The sequence below is a fragment of the Streptomyces sp. NPDC055966 genome, from assembly GCF_042269865.1.
In the GTDB taxonomy this organism is placed as follows: domain Bacteria; phylum Actinomycetota; class Actinomycetes; order Streptomycetales; family Streptomycetaceae; genus Streptomyces.
This window is the reverse complement of the sequence record NZ_JBHJYK010000003.1, coordinates 412993-427652: the sequence shown is the minus strand read 5'-3', so window position 1 is coordinate 427652 and position 14660 is coordinate 412993. Positions and strand designations below refer to the sequence as shown.

The window sequence follows — 14660 nt, the reverse complement described above, 5'->3', positions numbered from 1 at the left end:
CCCGCGATGCGGTGAACACACGGGAAACGGAACGCCCGGGTGTGACATGTGCCCTTGTACTGCGCATTGCGGGGCGGTTTTGTTACCACTCTCACAGGGATCGAGGTCGTGCCCTGAGCTGCGTGGCACCCGGCTCGGGGGACCCGGTAGCGTGACCCGACGATTCACAAGGTCCCCCATTAGTAGGAGTCCCGGTGACGCAGAGTGGACAACGCGAGGAGCCCTCGGCGCAGAACGCGCGCGAAGGCATCGTGCTGCCCTCCGACGGAGGCGAGCCCGTGCTGCCCGGCATGACCGGCGCGCCCGCTCCTGCCGCCCCCTCCGGCGGGCAGGCCTGGAGCGGATCCTGGGGGCCCGGACAGCAGCCGTCCCAGCCCGGCCAGGGCTGGCCCCCGGCGGCCGCCCAGCAGTGGGACGCGCCCCGGGCGAGCCCCGGCGCCCTGCCGCCCGAGGGCGCCCCGGCCCCCTCGTACGACGGCCAGGGCGGAGGGTACGGCACGCCCGCGCCGTACCCGCACCAGCCGGAGCACCAGCCGGGGTACCAGCAGCCGCAACAGCACCAGCCGGAGTACCCGCAGACCGCCGCGTCCGGCGCGCACGCCGCCCCGGCCGGCGCCGCGCCGCTGCCGGCCGCCGTGCCCGGCGCGCTGCCCCCGGCGGCCGACGGCGCCACCCAGTACATACCGCCGGTCCCGGCCGTGCCCGGCCCCGCCGACGAGGGCGCCACGCAGTACATCCCGCCCGTGCAGGCCGCCCCGGCCGACGGCGCGACGCAGTACATCCCGCCGGTGGCCCCCGGCGCACTGCCGCCCGAGGCGAACGGTGAGCAGACCCGTTACCTCGGCATCACGCCGCAGCAGCCGGCGCCCGCGTCGTCCGACGCCGAGGCCACCCAGTACATCCCGCCGTACGCGGCCCAGGCCCAGGGCGGGGACCGGCAGCCGCCGGCCGAGTTCGACAACCTCTTCCGCAGCGGCCCGGCGGGCGCCGACGGCGCGGCCGGGTCCACCCAGCAGCTGCCGCGCGTCCAACCGCCGGGCGCCTACCCGGGCCCCGCGCAGGCGCACGCCCCGGCGTACGGCCAGTCGCAGGCGCCGTACGGAGCGCAGCAGCCGGCGTACGACCCGGCGCACGACGACGACCGGCCCCGGCGGAGGTCGCGGGTGCCGCTGATCGCGGGCATCGGCGTCGGCATCGTCGTCATCGGTGTGGGCGCCGGCGCGCTCCTCAGCGACGGCGGCAGCAAGGGCACCGACAGCAAGACGGTCGCCGCCACGTCCCCGGCCACCGGCCAGGGCTCCGCCGCGCCCGGCACCGACCCGGCCCGGCAGCAGGCGGTCGAGCTGGACAAGCTGCTCGCCGACAGCGGCAGCAGCCGCGCCTCGGTGATCAACGCGGTGGCCGCCGTCAAGGGGTGCGACAACCTCGACGGCTCCGCCACCGACCTGCGCGACGCGGCCAAGCAGCGCACCGAGCTGGTCACCCGGCTGGGCAAGCTGTCCGTCGACAAGCTGCCGGACAACGCCGCCCTGACCGGCGCGCTGACCCAGGCCTGGCAGGCCTCCGCCTCGGCCGACAACCACTACGCGGCCTGGGCCGACCAGGTCAAGGGCCAGCACAAGGGCTGCCGCAAGGGCCATGCCAAGGTCACCGGGGAGGCCCAGGCGGGCAACCGGGCCAGCGGTACCGCCAGCGAGCAGAAGGCGAAGGCGGCCGGGCTGTGGAACGCGATCGCGCAGAAGTACGGCCTGACCCAGCGCCAGCCCACCCAGCTGTGAGCCGCGGCCGCTGAGCCGCTGCCGGTGACCCGTGCCGCCGTCGGCACCCGCACTCCCGCCGGGGCCGACGGCGCTCACTGCACCTGGGCGTTCTCCAGCGTCTGCGTCATGTCGGCGGTCCCGCCGATGCCCTTGCGGGCCGCCACCAGCTCGCCGTTCTGCACGACCTCCAGGGTGACGTTCGCGTTGACCAGCCGCGGGAAGCCGACGGAGGAGAGCTTGCCCTCGTAGGGCCAGCTCAGCGTCGGGGTGAGACCGCCCGTGGAGACGTGCAGGCCGTTGTTGAGGGTGCGGCGCACGGCGTCGGCGGTGACGTCACCGGAGCCGATCTTCTCCAGCGCGGCCTTCAGCACGGTGTAGGCGATCCAGGTGGTCTGCACTCCGGCGTCCGCGGGGTCGATGCGGTTGTCGCCGAAGGCCTCCTCGTTGATCACCTTCTTCATCAGGTCCCAGCGCGCGTCGGTCGCCGGCGGGTACCAGCTGGTGATGTACGACCCCTCGTACGGCCCCTCGGCCCCGCCCGTGGAGTTGATCAGGGTCTGGTCGACGCTGCCGAGGACGGTCGCCATGCGCACGTCGGGATAGGTCTCGCGGGCCCGGCGGAAGGAGTCCATGAAGGTGTCCGTGCGGTCCCCGAGCGCGGGCACCACGCAGCCCTTGCGCGGCGCGTCCTTGGTGGCCTCGCGCAGGGCCCGGTCGGACTGGGCGCTGTACTCGGTGGCGTTCTCCTCGGCCATCTCGTCGTCCGCGTTCGCGTGCCCGCCCGCCTTCAGGCCCGAGTTCAGCAGCGGGGGCAGCTCGTCGCCGGCGATGCTGTCGGGGCGGACCAGGGCGACGTTCCCGCAGCCGGCCGCGAGGGCGCGGCCGAGACCGGCGAGCAGGGCGGGCTGGCCGCCGTTGACCGGGTACGACATCTGGCCGGTGAACTCGTCGCTGGTGACGCCGTAGCCGCCTATGTACGGGATGCCGGCGCTCTCCAGCGGGGAGAGGAAGGAGTCGCCGAACTGGCTGTAGGAGCCGACGACCGCGACCACGTTCTCCTGGGCGGCCTGCCGGGCGCACTGGGCGGCGCCCACGCTGTCGTTGTGGTCGTTGCAGGTCAGGATCTCCAGCTTGCGGCCGTTGACCCCGCCGTGGGCGTTGATCCACTTGCCGTAGGCGCGGGCCATCGCGGGCATGCCGGGCTTGTTGGTGGCGTCGGTGTTCTCCGGCGCCCAGGTCATGACCTTGATCGGGTCATCCCCGGAGCCCCCCGTGGCACCGGGGATGACCCCGCATCCGGCGGTGAGCGACGCACAGAGCGCCACGGCGCCCGTGGACAGGGCGGCGGCTCTGACGGGCCGGGAGAAGGAGCGCGGGAGGGTGGTGCGGTTGTGCGGCCTGCCGGTCATGTGTGCCCACGCTTCCCTCACATCACTAACCCGGGAGTGACCCTCGGTCAACGAAAGGTGACGTCGAGGTGAAATGCGGGGGCCGGTGAGGCGTGTGTGGCGAGGAACGTACGATCGATGACCGTGCAAGGTTCGGAGAACTCTTCCCGTCGCGGCCGTCGCTCCTCCACCATGGGCGGCATGCCTCTAAGCGACATGCCGTGGTGGCGCTGGCGCAGCAACGTGCGTTCGGCCCTGCACATGCTCTCCGACCCCGTGTTCCAGCGCGACGTCTGGCTGGCCGGCGTGGACGGGTACGGCGACGTCACCGACGCCGTGTACCGGCTGGTGGAGGACACCTGGCTGGACAACTGGTCCGCGGAGAAATACGTCGGCACGATATTCCGGGACTCGCAGGAGGCGGCGCTCGTGGACACCGCCGTGCTGCGGGTGCTGCGCATCATGCACCAGGTCGGCCCGGACGCGCCGGTCTCCGCGTATGTCGACCACCAGGGCTGGCCGGAGGCGGTGCGGGCGGCGCGGGACGCGCACGTGCGCATGTCGGTGAGCGACGGGGAGGACCCCGAGACGCCGCCGAAGACGCTGGAAGTGCTGCGCATCCTGACGCGGACCGCCTAGGACCGCCCGGAGCCTGCCCGGGACCGGACCTGCCCGGGACCTTCCGGGACCGGGGGCCGGTGTCCCGTCCTGCGGGACAATCGCCCACGGCGGGTGGCCGGCGTGAGACCCTGTGGTGCATGAATGAGCAGTCCGCGCCCGCCGCCGCGCCGTCGGCCCAGTACGTCCTCACCCTCTCCTGCCCGGACAAGAAGGGCATCGTGCACGCGGTGTCCAGCTATCTCTTCATGACCGGCTGCAACATCGAGGACAGCCAGCAGTTCGGTGACCACGACACCGGTCTGTTCTTCATGCGCGTCCACTTCTCGGCCGAGGAGCCGGTGACGGTGGACAAGCTGCGGGCGAGCTTCGCGGCGATCGGCGACTCCTTCCACATGGACTGGCAGATCAACGAGGCCGACGCGAAGATGCGCATCCTGCTCATGGTCAGCAAGTTCGGGCACTGCCTGAACGACCTGCTCTTCCGGGCCCGGATCGGCGCGCTGCCCGTGGAGATCGTGGGCGTGGTGTCCAATCACACGGACTTCCAGGAACTGGTGGGTTCGTACAACATCCCCTTCCACCACATCCCGGTGACGAAGGACACGAAGCAGGACGCCGAGGCGCGGCTGCTGGAGATCGTCCGCGAGGAGGACGTCGAACTGGTCGTCCTCGCCCGCTACATGCAGGTCATCTCGGACGACCTGTGCAAGCAGCTCAGCGGCCGGATCATCAACATCCACCACTCCTTCCTGCCGAGCTTCAAGGGCGCCAAGCCGTACCACCAGGCCCACGCGCGCGGTGTGAAGCTGATCGGCGCCACGGCCCACTACGTGACGGCCGACCTCGACGAGGGGCCGATCATCGAGCAGGAGGTCGAGCGCGTGGGACACGACGTCACCCCGGACCAGCTGGTGGCCATCGGGCGGGACGTGGAGTGCCAGGCGCTGGCGCGGGCGGTCAAGTGGCATGCCGAGCGCCGGATCCTGCCCAACGGGCGACGGACGGTCGTCTTCGCCTAGCCGCCGCGGCGCCGTGTCGGCACCTCGGCGGGGTCACTCGGGGATCGTGAAGTACCCCGCGAACGCCGGCACGAGCTCCGCCTCGCCGAGCACGCCGTCGCCGTCCGTGTCGAGGGCGGCGGCGGTCGCCCTGGCCACGGCGTCCGGTACGCGCAGGGCCCGCAGCCCCCGCGCCGTGTCCGCGACCGTGATCCGGCCGTCGGAGTCCGTGTCCGCCACCGCCAGCGCCGCGTGCAGGAAGGGGCGGGCGATCTCGGCGAAGCGGGCGGGGGTGTCGCGCAGGCGCTTGACCGCGCCGGTGACGAACTCCTCGCGGGTGATGCGCTGGTCGCCGTCCCGGTCCGCGATGCCGGCCATGCCCTGCCAGAACGCCTCCGCGCCCGCGTAGAGCGCCTGCCCCTCGGCGGAGCGGGCGGGCACGGTGAACTCGGCGAGGAGCGCCTTGGCCGCCGCGCTGAAGTCCTCGCGGTCGATCCAGCCGTTGCCGTCCTGGTCGAGGGTGGCGAACCGGGCGGCGATCCTGCGCTCGTACTCGGTGCTGACCATGTCTGTTCGGGCCGCCTTACGTGTGCGTCGGTCGATCTCGCTCGGAGCGTACGACGCGGTCGGCCGGAAGATGGCGGGAAACCGGCGGTTGTGCCAAGACCGGGGGAATCCTGCGACACATGTGTGGACTTGTCGCGAAGACCGGGGCACGCTGCGGCGCGGGGCGCTGCGGCGCGTCAGGCGGACAGCGGGTCCGCCTCGTCGGACGTGGCGGAGTCGAGGTCGGGGCGGACGTCGAAGAGGCGGCGGACGCCGAGCGCGCCGAGGACCCGGTTGACGTGGGAGCCGTCGACCGCGCCCCGGTCCGGCAGGATCAGCCGCAGCCGGCCCTGACAGGAGCGGATCAGCCGGCGGGCGGCGATGAGGACGCCGACCCCGCTGGAGTCGCAGAAGAACACGTCGGAGAGGTCGACGACGAGGCTGTGGTGCCCGTCGGCGACGACGTCGTGCACCCGCTGGCGCAGCACCGGCGAGGTCATCAGGTCCAGTTCCCCGGACACCCGCAGGACGGCCCACTCGCCCTGTTCGACGCCGGTCACGTTGAATGCCACGGCTATGCCCCTCCGCTCGCCGGAACTCTCGGAACCACCTGAGCCGCCAGAAAACGGAAGCAGTTCCTACGCTTGCTTTCGCGCGGCTGCCCACCGGCCGTTCCCTGAAACGTCGGGCAGGAAACCGGACGTGATCGACAAGGGGCTTGTTTCGGTCACTATCGATCGTGTTCGATCAGAGATGTCATGGGGACGCTCACACATTGTGTGAAGTTTATGTGAAGAGGGCACTATCACCTGCGGTGCCTCCCGGGGCGCGCATTGACACAAAGGGGCGTGCGCTGTCAGAGGTGCCGACTACATTCGAGGAGACGGTGCAGACACGCTGTAGGGCCGGAGCACGGGCGAGGGGAGGGGACCGCATGGCCGCGAAGGACGTACCGCCCCGCTGGGACCGCAAGATGCAGCAGCGCCTCGCCCGCGGCGAGGCGGCCGCCCTGGGCGAGCTGTACGACAGGTTCGCCTCGCTGGTGCACAACCTCGCCCACCGCGTCCTCGGCGACGAGAAGGCCGCCGACATCGTCACCCGCGAGGTCTTCGCCCACGTCTGGGAGCACCCCGAGAGCTACGACCCCCGGCAGGGCCCGCTGCGCTCCTGGGTGGCGGGCGTGGCCCACCGGCTCGCGGTGCAGCGGCTGCGCGACTGCGAGACCGCCGCGCTGCCCCGGGAGGCCGGTGCCGCCGAGGAACTGGAGCGCAAGGTCCGCCGCGCCTCGGTCGCCGCCCGCGCCGACTTCATCGTCCACTCCATGCCCGCCCCGCTGCGCGCCGCGCTCGAACTGGCCTACTTCCAGCGCAGGGACTACCGCCAGACCGCCGTCGACCTCGGCGTCACGGAGGACGAGGCCCGCCGCCGGCTCCGCCTCGGCCTGCAACTGCTCTCCACCGCCCACGACACCGGGGTGCCTCCGGGACACGGGGGTGCGGTGTGAGCGGCGCGGGCCGGTTCGAGGCACACGACGAGCACGAGGGCCCCGAGGAGCAGCACGGGAGGCGTGCGGAGCACGGGAGTCACCGGGACGACGGCGCCGCCGGTCCCGCTGAGCGCGACCACCCCGGCCGGCGCGACGGCGACGGTGCCGGCGACGGCCCGGGACAGCTGACGCCCGGCTCCGGCGCGCCCGTGCCGGACCGCCCCCGCATACCGACGCCCCGCGCCTCCGTGGAGGACGGCGGACAGCCGCTGCCCGACCTCGCCGACCTGGGAGATCCCGCCCCCGTGCCGCTCGACCTGCCGCACGACGTCCTGAAGTCGCTCCTCGGCGCCTGGGCGCTGGCCGCCTGCTCGGCGGCGGAGACGGCGGCCGTCGAGGACCATCTGGGCTCCTGCGGAAGCTGCGCCGACGAGGCCCGCCGGCTGCGCGAGGCGGTCGGCCTGCTGCACCAGCCGGAGAGCCTCGACCTGGACCCGGGCCTGCGCACCCGCGTCCTGGAGACCTGCCTGGACCGCCGCCCGCCCCGCATCCCGCTGCCGCGGTGGGCAACGCCGTACGACGCCGAGACCGCCCGACTCGACGCCCTCCTCCAGGACTTCGGGGACGCCGAGTGGCATGCGCCGGTCCGGCTGCGCTGGTTCGAGGGCGACGCCGCGGCGAGCCGGCGTACGACCGTGGCCGGGGTGATCGCGCACCTGCTCTCCGTGGACGGCATGATCGCGCTCGCCCTCGGCCTGGAGGACCCGCTGACCGATGCCACCGACGCGGACGGCACCGGCGCGACGGACCCGGCCGGACGCACGGAAGCCTTCTGGCGGACCTCTCGCTTCCCGCCGACCCTCCCCCACCCTTCGGGTGGGGGGACCCCCATCTCGCTTCGCTCGGTGCGCGGACCCTGGCGCGAGCAGAGCCACAGCCTGGTGCGCACGGTGGCCTTCACGGGCAGCCACGCGGGCGGACTCCCGGTGTCGTACGGCGACTTCTCCCTCCCGCTGCACGACGCGATGCTGGACCGCGCCTTCGAGTGCTGGGTGCACGCCGAGGACATCGCGGAGGCGGTCGACTACCCCTACGACCCGCCCGCGCCCCGGCATCTGAACAAGATGATCGACCTCACGGCCCGCATGCTCCCGGCCGCGCTCGCCGAGCGGCGCCGCGCGGGCCGCTCCGCCCCGGGCGGCACCCCGCACCTGGTCGCGGCGGGCGCCCCCGGCCGCAGCCTGCGGCTGGAGATCGAGGGCGCGGCGGGCGGCGAGTGGCTGATCCCGCTGGACTCCCCGGCGGCGGTGGGCTCAGCGGAGTTCGAGGTGGCCCATGTCGCCCTGGACGGCGTGGAGTTCTGCCGCCTGGCGTCCGGCCACATCCCCCCGGAGGAAGCGGCCGCAGGCCAGGACGGCGACCGCCAGGCGATCAGAGACGTGCTGTTCGCGACGGCGGGGTTGAGCCGGATGTGACCGTGTCTTCGACGAGCGCGTGAGGCCTGTTGCCAGGGGGATGTCGGCCTCACCCGACACCCCGCCCGATCCTACGGATCCGAAGGGGTCCGCCCCGATCTCGCTGCGCCGTACCCGCTCCGTCCCGGGTGAACGCGAACGAAGCCGGTTGCCCGGGCCGCCTACGGCAACGGTCCCGAGAACCGCTCCCGCAGCTTGTACTTCAGTACCTTCCGCAACGTCTCGTTCCTCGGCAGCGCGTCCACCACCTCCAGCCGCTCCGGCAGCTTGTGCACGGAGAGGCCGCCCGTCCGCAGGTGGGAGACCACGTCCGGAAGGGTCAACTCACCGGCTCCCGGCGGCTGTTCCACCACCGCGCACACCAGCTCTCCCCGGTCCGCGTCCGGCAGGCCGATCACGGCGGCGTCCGCGACCAGCGGGTGGGCGGCCAGCAAGTCCTCGATCTCCTTGGCCGAGATGTTCTCGCCCTTGCGGATGATCACGTCCTTCAGGCGTCCGGTGAGGACCAGATGACCGGAGGGAGTGACGTGGCCGAGGTCGCCGGTGCGCAGGAAGCCCTCGGCGTCGAAGGCGGCGGCCGTCTGGGCGGGGTCCAGATAGCCCTGGCAGACGGCCTCGCCGCGCAGCCGCACCTCGCCGTCGGTGATGCGGATCTCCATGCCCCGCGGGGGGCGGCCCTCGGTCGTCGCCAGGTTCTCGGCGGTGTCCCGCGGGTCGCCCATCGTGATCATCGGGACCTCGGTCATGCCGTACCCGTGTGTGAGCTGGACGTCCATCTCGCGCACGACGGCGTGGTAGACCTCCGGCGGCTTCGGGGCGCCGCCGCCCGCGAGCAGTCGCAGGGAGGGGATCAGCTTCGTCCTCGGCGGCTGGGTGCGCTGCTCGGCGAGGAAGAGCGAGTAGAAGGCCGTCGAGCCGCCGGCCACGGTCACCTCGTGCCGCCGGTACTCCGCGAGCGCGTCCGGCAGCGCGAAGTGCTCGAACAGCACCGCCGGGAAGCCGTACAGCAGGAGCATCACCAGGTAGTCGGGGCCGCCTATGTGGGCGTAGGGGAAGGCGATCGAGCCCACGTCGTCGGCCGTCAGCCGCAGCGCGTGCGCCAGGCAGGAGCCGCCCGCGAGCAGCGAGCGGTCGGTGTGCAGCACGCCCTTGGGGTCGGAGGTGGTGCCCGAGGTCCAGTAGATCCAGCGCACCGAGGTGCCCTCGGCGGGCGGGGCGGGGAGCGTCGAGGGGGCGCCGTCCGGCAGGGTGTCGTACGCCTCGAAGATTCCCTTCGCGCCGAGGCGTCGTGCCATCTCCGTGTGGTCGTGGCCGCGCCACACGCCCGGGACCGCGAAGAACTCCGCCCTCGACTCGCGCAGCGCGAAGCCGACCTCGCGGTCCCGGTAGAAGGGGATGACCGGGGACTGTACGGCGCCCAGGCGGGCCAGTGCGAGGGACAGCAGGACGGTCTCGACGCGGGTGGGCAGCTGCCAGGCGACCACCGTGCCGGGGCGGACTCCCATGCCGTACAGCCCGGCCGCCACCCGCTCGGCGCGCGAGCGCAGCTCGCCGAAGGTGAGCGTGCGGTCCCGCTGGATCAGCACCGGGCGGTCGGGGGTGAGGGCCGCGCGGCGGACGACCAGCTCCCACAGCGTGCGGGAGGAACTCAGGGAGTGCGGGGTGTCGTTCACGTCGGCCCCCTCCTTGGCTGACGACTCGTCAGGTAGCATGTTATCTGACGAGTCGTCAGATAAGTATCGTCCGGCGGAGGGGAACCATGACCGAACTGCCCCGCATCATCAGCGTCGACGACCACGTGATCGAGCCCGCCCACCTCTTCGAGACCTGGCTCCCGGCCAAGTACCGGGACCGGGGCCCCAAGCCGCTGACCGCCGGGATCGGGGAGCTGGCCTACGTCGCCGGGAAGTACCAGATCACCATGGACCCGGCGGGGCAGCCGACGGACTGGTGGATCTACGAGGACCTGAAGTTCCCGTACAAGCGCAACATCGCCGCCGTCGGATTCGACCGCGACGAGATGACGCTGGAGGGGATCACACGCGAGCAGATGCGGCGCGGGTGCTGGGATCCCGTCGAGCGCCTGAAGGACATGGACCTCAACCACGTCGAGGCCAGCCTCTGCTTCCCGACCTTCCCGCGTTTCTGCGGCCAGACCTTCGCCGAGGCGCACGACAAGGAGGTCGCCCTCGCCTGCGTGCGCGCCTACAACGACTGGATGGTGGAGGAGTGGTGCGGGGACAGCGGGGGGCGGTTGATTCCGCTGTGCCTCATCCCGCTGTGGGACGTCGGGCTGGCCGTCGCCGAGATCCGGCGCAACGCCGAGCGCGGGGTGCGGGCGGTCACCTTCTCCGAGATCCCCACCCACCTCGGGCTGCCGTCCATCCACTCCGGCCACTGGGACCCGTTCTTCGCCGCCTGCCAGGAGACCGGCACGGTCGTCAACATGCACATCGGCAGCAGCTCGCAGATGCCCGCCGCCTCCCCCGACGCCCCGCCCGCCGTCCAGGCCTCGCTCAGCTTCAACAACGCGATGGCCTCGATGATGGACTATCTCTTCAGCGGGGTCCTGGTGAAGTTCCCGCAGCTCAAACTCGCCTACTCCGAGGGCCAGATGGGCTGGGTGCCGTACGCCCTGGAGCGCGCCGACGACGTGTGGGAGGAGCACCGGGCCTGGGGCGGGGTCCGGGACCTGATCCCCGAGCCGCCGTCGACGTACTACTACCGGCAGATCTTCTGCTGCTTCTTCCGCGACAAGCACGGCGTCGCCTCGATCGACGTCGTCGGCCGCGACAACGCCACCTTCGAGACCGACTACCCGCACGTCGACTCGACCTTCCCGCACACCAAGGAGGTCGCCCTCGACCATGTGAAGGGCCTGGACGACGAGACCGTCCACAAGCTGATGCGGGGCAACGCCATCCGCATGCTGGGCCTGGACCTCGACACGTAAGGGGACAGGTGATGGACCTCACCTGCACACCCGAGGAGGAGGAGTTCCGGGCCCGGCTGCGCGAGTGGCTCGCCAAGGCGCTGCCCACGCTGCCGGCGAAGCCGTCCCCCGACGACTGGCCCGCGCGCAGGGCGTACGACCTCGGCTGGCAGCGGATGCTCCACGACGCCGGGTACGCCGAGGTCCACTGGGACGCCTCCCCGACCACCCGGCTGATCTTCCTGGAGGAGACCGAGCGCGCGGGGGCGCCGTATGTGGGGGCGAACTTCGTCGGCCTGCTGCACGCCGGGCCGACCATCGCCGCCGAGGGCACGGCCGGGCAGCGGGCGCGCTGGCTGCCGCCGATCCTGCGCGGCGAGGAGGTGTGGTGCCAGGGGTTCAGCGAACCGGACGCGGGTTCCGACCTCGCCGCGCTGCGCACGCGCGCGCGGCGGGACGGCGACGACTACGTGGTGAGCGGGTCCAAGATCTGGACCTCGCACGCCGAGGTCGCCGACTGGTGCGAACTGCTCGTGCGCACCGACCCGGACGCGCCCCGGCACCGGGGGATCACCTGGCTGGCCATGCCCATGGACGCCGACGGGATCACCGTACGGCCGCTGCGCACCCTCGCCGGGTCGGCGGAGTTCGCCGAGGTGTTCCTGGACGAGGTGCGGGTGCCGGCCGCCAACCGCGTCGGCGCGGAGAACGACGGCTGGCGCGTGACCATGGTGACCCTGTCCTTCGAGCGGGGCACGGCCTTCGTCGGCGAGGTGGTGGCCTGCCGCCGGGTGCTCGGCGAACTCGCCCGCACGGCACGGGAGAACGGCCGCTGGGACGACCCCGTGCTGCGCCGCCGCCTCGGCCGGCTGGAGGCGGAGTTCCGGGCGCTGTGGCGGCTGACCCAGTGGAACGTGAGCGCGGCTCAGGCACGCGGCGGGGTGCCGGGCACGGGCGCCTCGGTCTTCAAACTCCGCTACTCGCACGCCCGCCAGGAACTGTACGACGCGGCGGCGGACGTCCTCGGCCCCGACCGCCTCGACCTGGACCGGCCGTGGGTCCTCGACCGCCTGTCGGCCCTGTCGTACACGATCGCCGCCGGCACCTCGCAGATCCAGCGCACCATCGTGGCCGAGCGGATCCTCGGTCTGCCGAGGGGGAGATGAGCCATGCGCCGGCCGCGCGGGACGGGCTCGGCGCAACCATGTCCGGGCCCGGCGCGTCCGCGGCCCGCCCGAAGGGGAGATGAGCGTGCGGTTCCAACTCACCGATGATCAGCGGGCGTTGCAGACGGGGGTGCGGGAGCTGCTGGGCCGGTGCTTCGGGCGGGAGGCGCTGCGGGCGGCCGTGGAGGCGCCGGGGCGGCTCGACCGGGCGCTGTGGCTGGCGCTCGGCGGGGCGGGGTTCTTCGCCCTGCGGCTGCCCGAGGCGGCCGGCGGGGTCGGGCTGGGCCTGCCGGAGGCGGTGCTGGCCTTCGAGGAGGCGGGGCGGGCACTGGTGCCGGGCCCGCTGATCGCCACGCACCTCGCGGCCGCCGACGTACCGGGCGCGGCCACCGGGGAGACGGTGGTGGCGGCCGTGGACGGGGAGTTGGTGGAGTGGCTGGCGGCGGCGGACCGGGTGCTCGGGGAGACGGCGGGGGCCGCACCGGTGCGGTCGGTCGACCCGCTGACACCGCTGCACCGGGTCACCGGCACCGCGCCCGCCGATCCCGCCCGCGTCGGTCCCGCTCCCGTCGATCCCGTGGCCGTTCTCCTGACCGCGGCCGAACAACTGGGCACAGCCGCGCGGGTGTGCGAGCTGGCCGTGCAACACGCCCGGACCCGCGAGCAGTTCGGGCGGCCGATCGGGACGTTCCAGGCGGTTCAGCATCTGTGCGCCGACCTGTTGGTGCGCAGCGAAATCGCCCGTGTGGCGGTGTACGCGGCGGCCGTCACCGCCGACCCGGCCGACATCGCCGCCGCCCGGCTGCTGGCCGACGAGGCCGCCGTACGCGGTGCCCGCGACTGTCTCCAGGTGCACGGCGGCATGGGTTTCACCTGGGAAGCCGACGTCCACCTGCACCTCAAGCGGGCCTGGGTGCGGTCCGAGCGTGGCGGCGGGTGCACGCAGAGTGAGGAACTGCTCGCCGCGCGACTGGCCGGCTGAGCGGCCGGCACCGCCGTGGGCTGCGGCGCCGGGAAGTCGTGGCCCAAGATGTCGCGGATCGTGGCCAGATGGCGTCACAGAGCGTTGATATCCGGTTGTGTCCATCGCGTGACTCGTAACAGCCTGGAGTCGGGCGCCCGCTCCGGTACCTTGTGTGAGATGCGAGTGGCTGTGAGCGCGAGCCGGGCCGGCGATCCCCCTGGGGCGATGCCGGACGAAGCGGTGCGCACCGCTGCTCGCGGGGCGGTCCCGGCGTCGTACGCCGCGTCGTGTGCCGTCTGTTCGACTCCCCGGCACGAGCGTCGCACAGTATGCCTCACACATACTCCTTCGCGCTGGAATATGCCCGAAGCGCTTGTTGGGGTGACTGTACGTCAACCATGCTGTCTCATCAGGGAATCACGGTCCGTGATCCCTGCTCTGGCCGTTGTTCTGGCCATGCAGAAAATGGCTACGATCGTGGCCCTCGTCGTGATCGCCGCCGCGGCCTACGCCGTGGCGGCCGGGCGGTGCGGGGTCATGTGTCCGCCGGTTCGGATGGTGTGAGCGGTGCAGGTGCTTCAAGTGCAGCTGGAGATCCGGCCCGACCCCGCGGAGGTGGGGCGGGCGAGGCGGTGGGCGCTCTCGCGGCTCGCCGGGTTCGGTATAGCGGCCGACGAGCCGCTGGCCGAGACCCTGGTCCTGCTCGTCTCCGAGCTGGTGACCAACGCCGTGGTGCACACGGGGCGTCCGGCCGTGCTGAGACTCTCCCTGCCGGGCGGACCGGCCGAAGTGCCGGAGCAGGCCGCTCCGTCGGCCACGGTGCGGGTGGAGGTGGCCGACACCAGCTCGCGCGCCCCTGTGCCGCGCTGCGCCCGCGGTGACGCCACCGGCGGCCGGGGCCTCGCCCTCGTGGACTGCCTCGCCGATCGCTGGGGCTGGAGCCCGGAGGGCGCCGGCAAGAGCATCTGGTGCGAGCTGGACCGCTGTTCGCAGCCCCGGGAGGGTGCGGCACTGGCGTACGGAGGCGCACTGTCCGCGTACGAGGGGCTGGCCTTCGAGGCGGTGTAGGTCCGGGCGCGGTGGTGCGCCGGGGGTGCATCCGTGCGCCCGGGCTGTGAAGTGGGCGTACGTAACAAATCCCCGTACCGGCGTTGACGTGACGTGACCGGCTGAACACGCTGGTGGGCGTCGATTCGCCGCGAGGGGACGGCAAGGGTCCGCGATACGGCGGCCCTCGCCGAGTGTGGGTCGCATCGGATGGCGGCGCGCGTGCACGGCCGTGGGGGAGACGCGCCGTCGGGGGGCGCGCCGCCATCCGGTCACG

At 72.7% G+C, this 14660-nt stretch carries 13 protein-coding genes; 9 read left to right on the top strand and 4 right to left on the bottom strand.

All coding sequences use genetic code 11. The features are described from left to right. Positions 1-194 precede the first annotated feature (194 nt). Positions 195-1778, top strand: a complete 1584-nt coding sequence (locus tag ACFC8N_RS08865) for a hypothetical protein (RefSeq protein ID WP_376287572.1) — start codon at positions 195-197, stop codon at positions 1776-1778. A 74-nt stretch (positions 1779-1852) separates the two neighbouring features. On the opposite strand, the gene ACFC8N_RS08860 is transcribed toward ACFC8N_RS08865, so the two are convergent. Next, positions 1853-3169 carry an ABC transporter substrate-binding protein gene (locus tag ACFC8N_RS08860; RefSeq protein ID WP_356020119.1) on the bottom strand — a complete coding sequence of 439 codons (1317 nt, stop codon included), beginning with the start codon at positions 3167-3169 and terminating at the stop codon, positions 1853-1855. Between the two features lie 117 nt (positions 3170-3286). On the opposite strand from ACFC8N_RS08860, the gene ACFC8N_RS08855 reads away from it, so the two are divergent. Together ACFC8N_RS08855 and purU are read left to right on the top strand one after the other, a co-directional pair. Continuing rightward, positions 3287-3787 (top strand): hypothetical protein, encoded by a 501-nt coding sequence (locus ACFC8N_RS08855; protein WP_362816735.1) that lies wholly within the window; start codon positions 3287-3289, stop codon positions 3785-3787. A gap of 119 nt (positions 3788-3906) precedes the next feature. Beyond that, a complete protein-coding gene (gene purU, locus ACFC8N_RS08850; protein ID WP_356020115.1) occupies positions 3907-4788 on the top strand; it encodes a formyltetrahydrofolate deformylase in 882 nt (293 codons plus the stop codon). Positions 4789-4821: 33 nt separating this feature from the next. On the opposite strand, the gene ACFC8N_RS08845 is transcribed toward purU, so the two are convergent. Both ACFC8N_RS08845 and ACFC8N_RS08840 read right to left on the bottom strand, forming a co-directional pair. Next, positions 4822-5334, bottom strand: a complete 513-nt coding sequence (locus ACFC8N_RS08845; protein ID WP_356020113.1) for an EF-hand domain-containing protein — start codon at positions 5332-5334, stop codon at positions 4822-4824. Positions 5335-5510: 176 nt separating this feature from the next. Beyond that, positions 5511-5891, bottom strand: a complete 381-nt coding sequence (locus ACFC8N_RS08840; RefSeq protein ID WP_071372601.1) for an STAS domain-containing protein — start codon at positions 5889-5891, stop codon at positions 5511-5513. 356 nt (positions 5892-6247) lie between these two features. Here ACFC8N_RS08840 and ACFC8N_RS08835 point away from each other — a divergent pair, with 356 nt between their 5' ends. Together ACFC8N_RS08835 and ACFC8N_RS08830 are read left to right on the top strand one after the other, a co-directional pair. Continuing rightward, positions 6248-6817, top strand: coding sequence for a sigma-70 family RNA polymerase sigma factor (locus ACFC8N_RS08835; protein WP_356020111.1), 570 nt, complete (start codon positions 6248-6250; stop codon positions 6815-6817). After that, entirely contained in the window at positions 6814-8274 is a 1461-nt protein-coding gene (locus tag ACFC8N_RS08830; RefSeq protein WP_376287570.1) for a zf-HC2 domain-containing protein, read from the top strand. The genes ACFC8N_RS08835 and ACFC8N_RS08830 overlap by 4 nt, the downstream gene beginning before the upstream one ends. A 161-nt stretch (positions 8275-8435) precedes the next feature. Here the strand turns inward: ACFC8N_RS08830 and ACFC8N_RS08825 are convergent, their stop codons facing one another. After that, positions 8436-9947, bottom strand: a complete 1512-nt coding sequence (locus ACFC8N_RS08825) for a class I adenylate-forming enzyme family protein (protein ID WP_376287568.1) — start codon at positions 9945-9947, stop codon at positions 8436-8438. A gap of 86 nt (positions 9948-10033) precedes the next feature. On the opposite strand from ACFC8N_RS08825, the gene ACFC8N_RS08820 reads away from it, so the two are divergent. The 4 genes from ACFC8N_RS08820 to ACFC8N_RS08805 all read left to right on the top strand — a co-directional run bounded on the left by ACFC8N_RS08820 (position 10034) and on the right by ACFC8N_RS08805 (position 14404). Continuing rightward, positions 10034-11227, top strand: coding sequence for an amidohydrolase family protein (locus ACFC8N_RS08820; protein ID WP_356020104.1), 1194 nt, complete (start codon positions 10034-10036; stop codon positions 11225-11227). An 11-nt stretch (positions 11228-11238) separates the two neighbouring features. Continuing rightward, complete coding sequence (locus ACFC8N_RS08815) at positions 11239-12372, top strand: acyl-CoA dehydrogenase family protein (protein ID WP_356020102.1); 1134 nt, start codon at positions 11239-11241, stop codon at positions 12370-12372. Positions 12373-12457: 85 nt separating this feature from the next. Then, entirely contained in the window at positions 12458-13354 is an 897-nt protein-coding gene (locus tag ACFC8N_RS08810) for an acyl-CoA dehydrogenase family protein (protein ID WP_376287744.1), read from the top strand. A gap of 564 nt (positions 13355-13918) precedes the next feature. Continuing rightward, the gene (locus ACFC8N_RS08805; protein ID WP_356020597.1) at positions 13919-14404 is read left to right on the top strand and encodes an ATP-binding protein; all 486 of its coding nucleotides are present in this window, start codon (positions 13919-13921) and stop codon (positions 14402-14404) included. Positions 14405-14660: the final 256 nt, after the last annotated feature.

Coding starts and splice junctions, on each gene's coding strand:
- ACFC8N_RS08860 (WP_356020119.1), bottom strand. CDS start 3,169: ATGACCGGCAGGCCGCACAACCGCACCACCCTCCCGCGCTCCTTCTCC.
- ACFC8N_RS08855 (WP_362816735.1), top strand. CDS start 3,287: ATGACCGTGCAAGGTTCGGAGAACTCTTCCCGTCGCGGCCGTCGCTCC.
- purU (WP_356020115.1), top strand. CDS start 3,907: ATGAATGAGCAGTCCGCGCCCGCCGCCGCGCCGTCGGCCCAGTACGTC.
- ACFC8N_RS08845 (WP_356020113.1), bottom strand. CDS start 5,334: ATGGTCAGCACCGAGTACGAGCGCAGGATCGCCGCCCGGTTCGCCACC.
- ACFC8N_RS08835 (WP_356020111.1), top strand. CDS start 6,248: ATGGCCGCGAAGGACGTACCGCCCCGCTGGGACCGCAAGATGCAGCAG.
- ACFC8N_RS08820 (WP_356020104.1), top strand. CDS start 10,034: ATGACCGAACTGCCCCGCATCATCAGCGTCGACGACCACGTGATCGAG.
- ACFC8N_RS08815 (WP_356020102.1), top strand. CDS start 11,239: ATGGACCTCACCTGCACACCCGAGGAGGAGGAGTTCCGGGCCCGGCTG.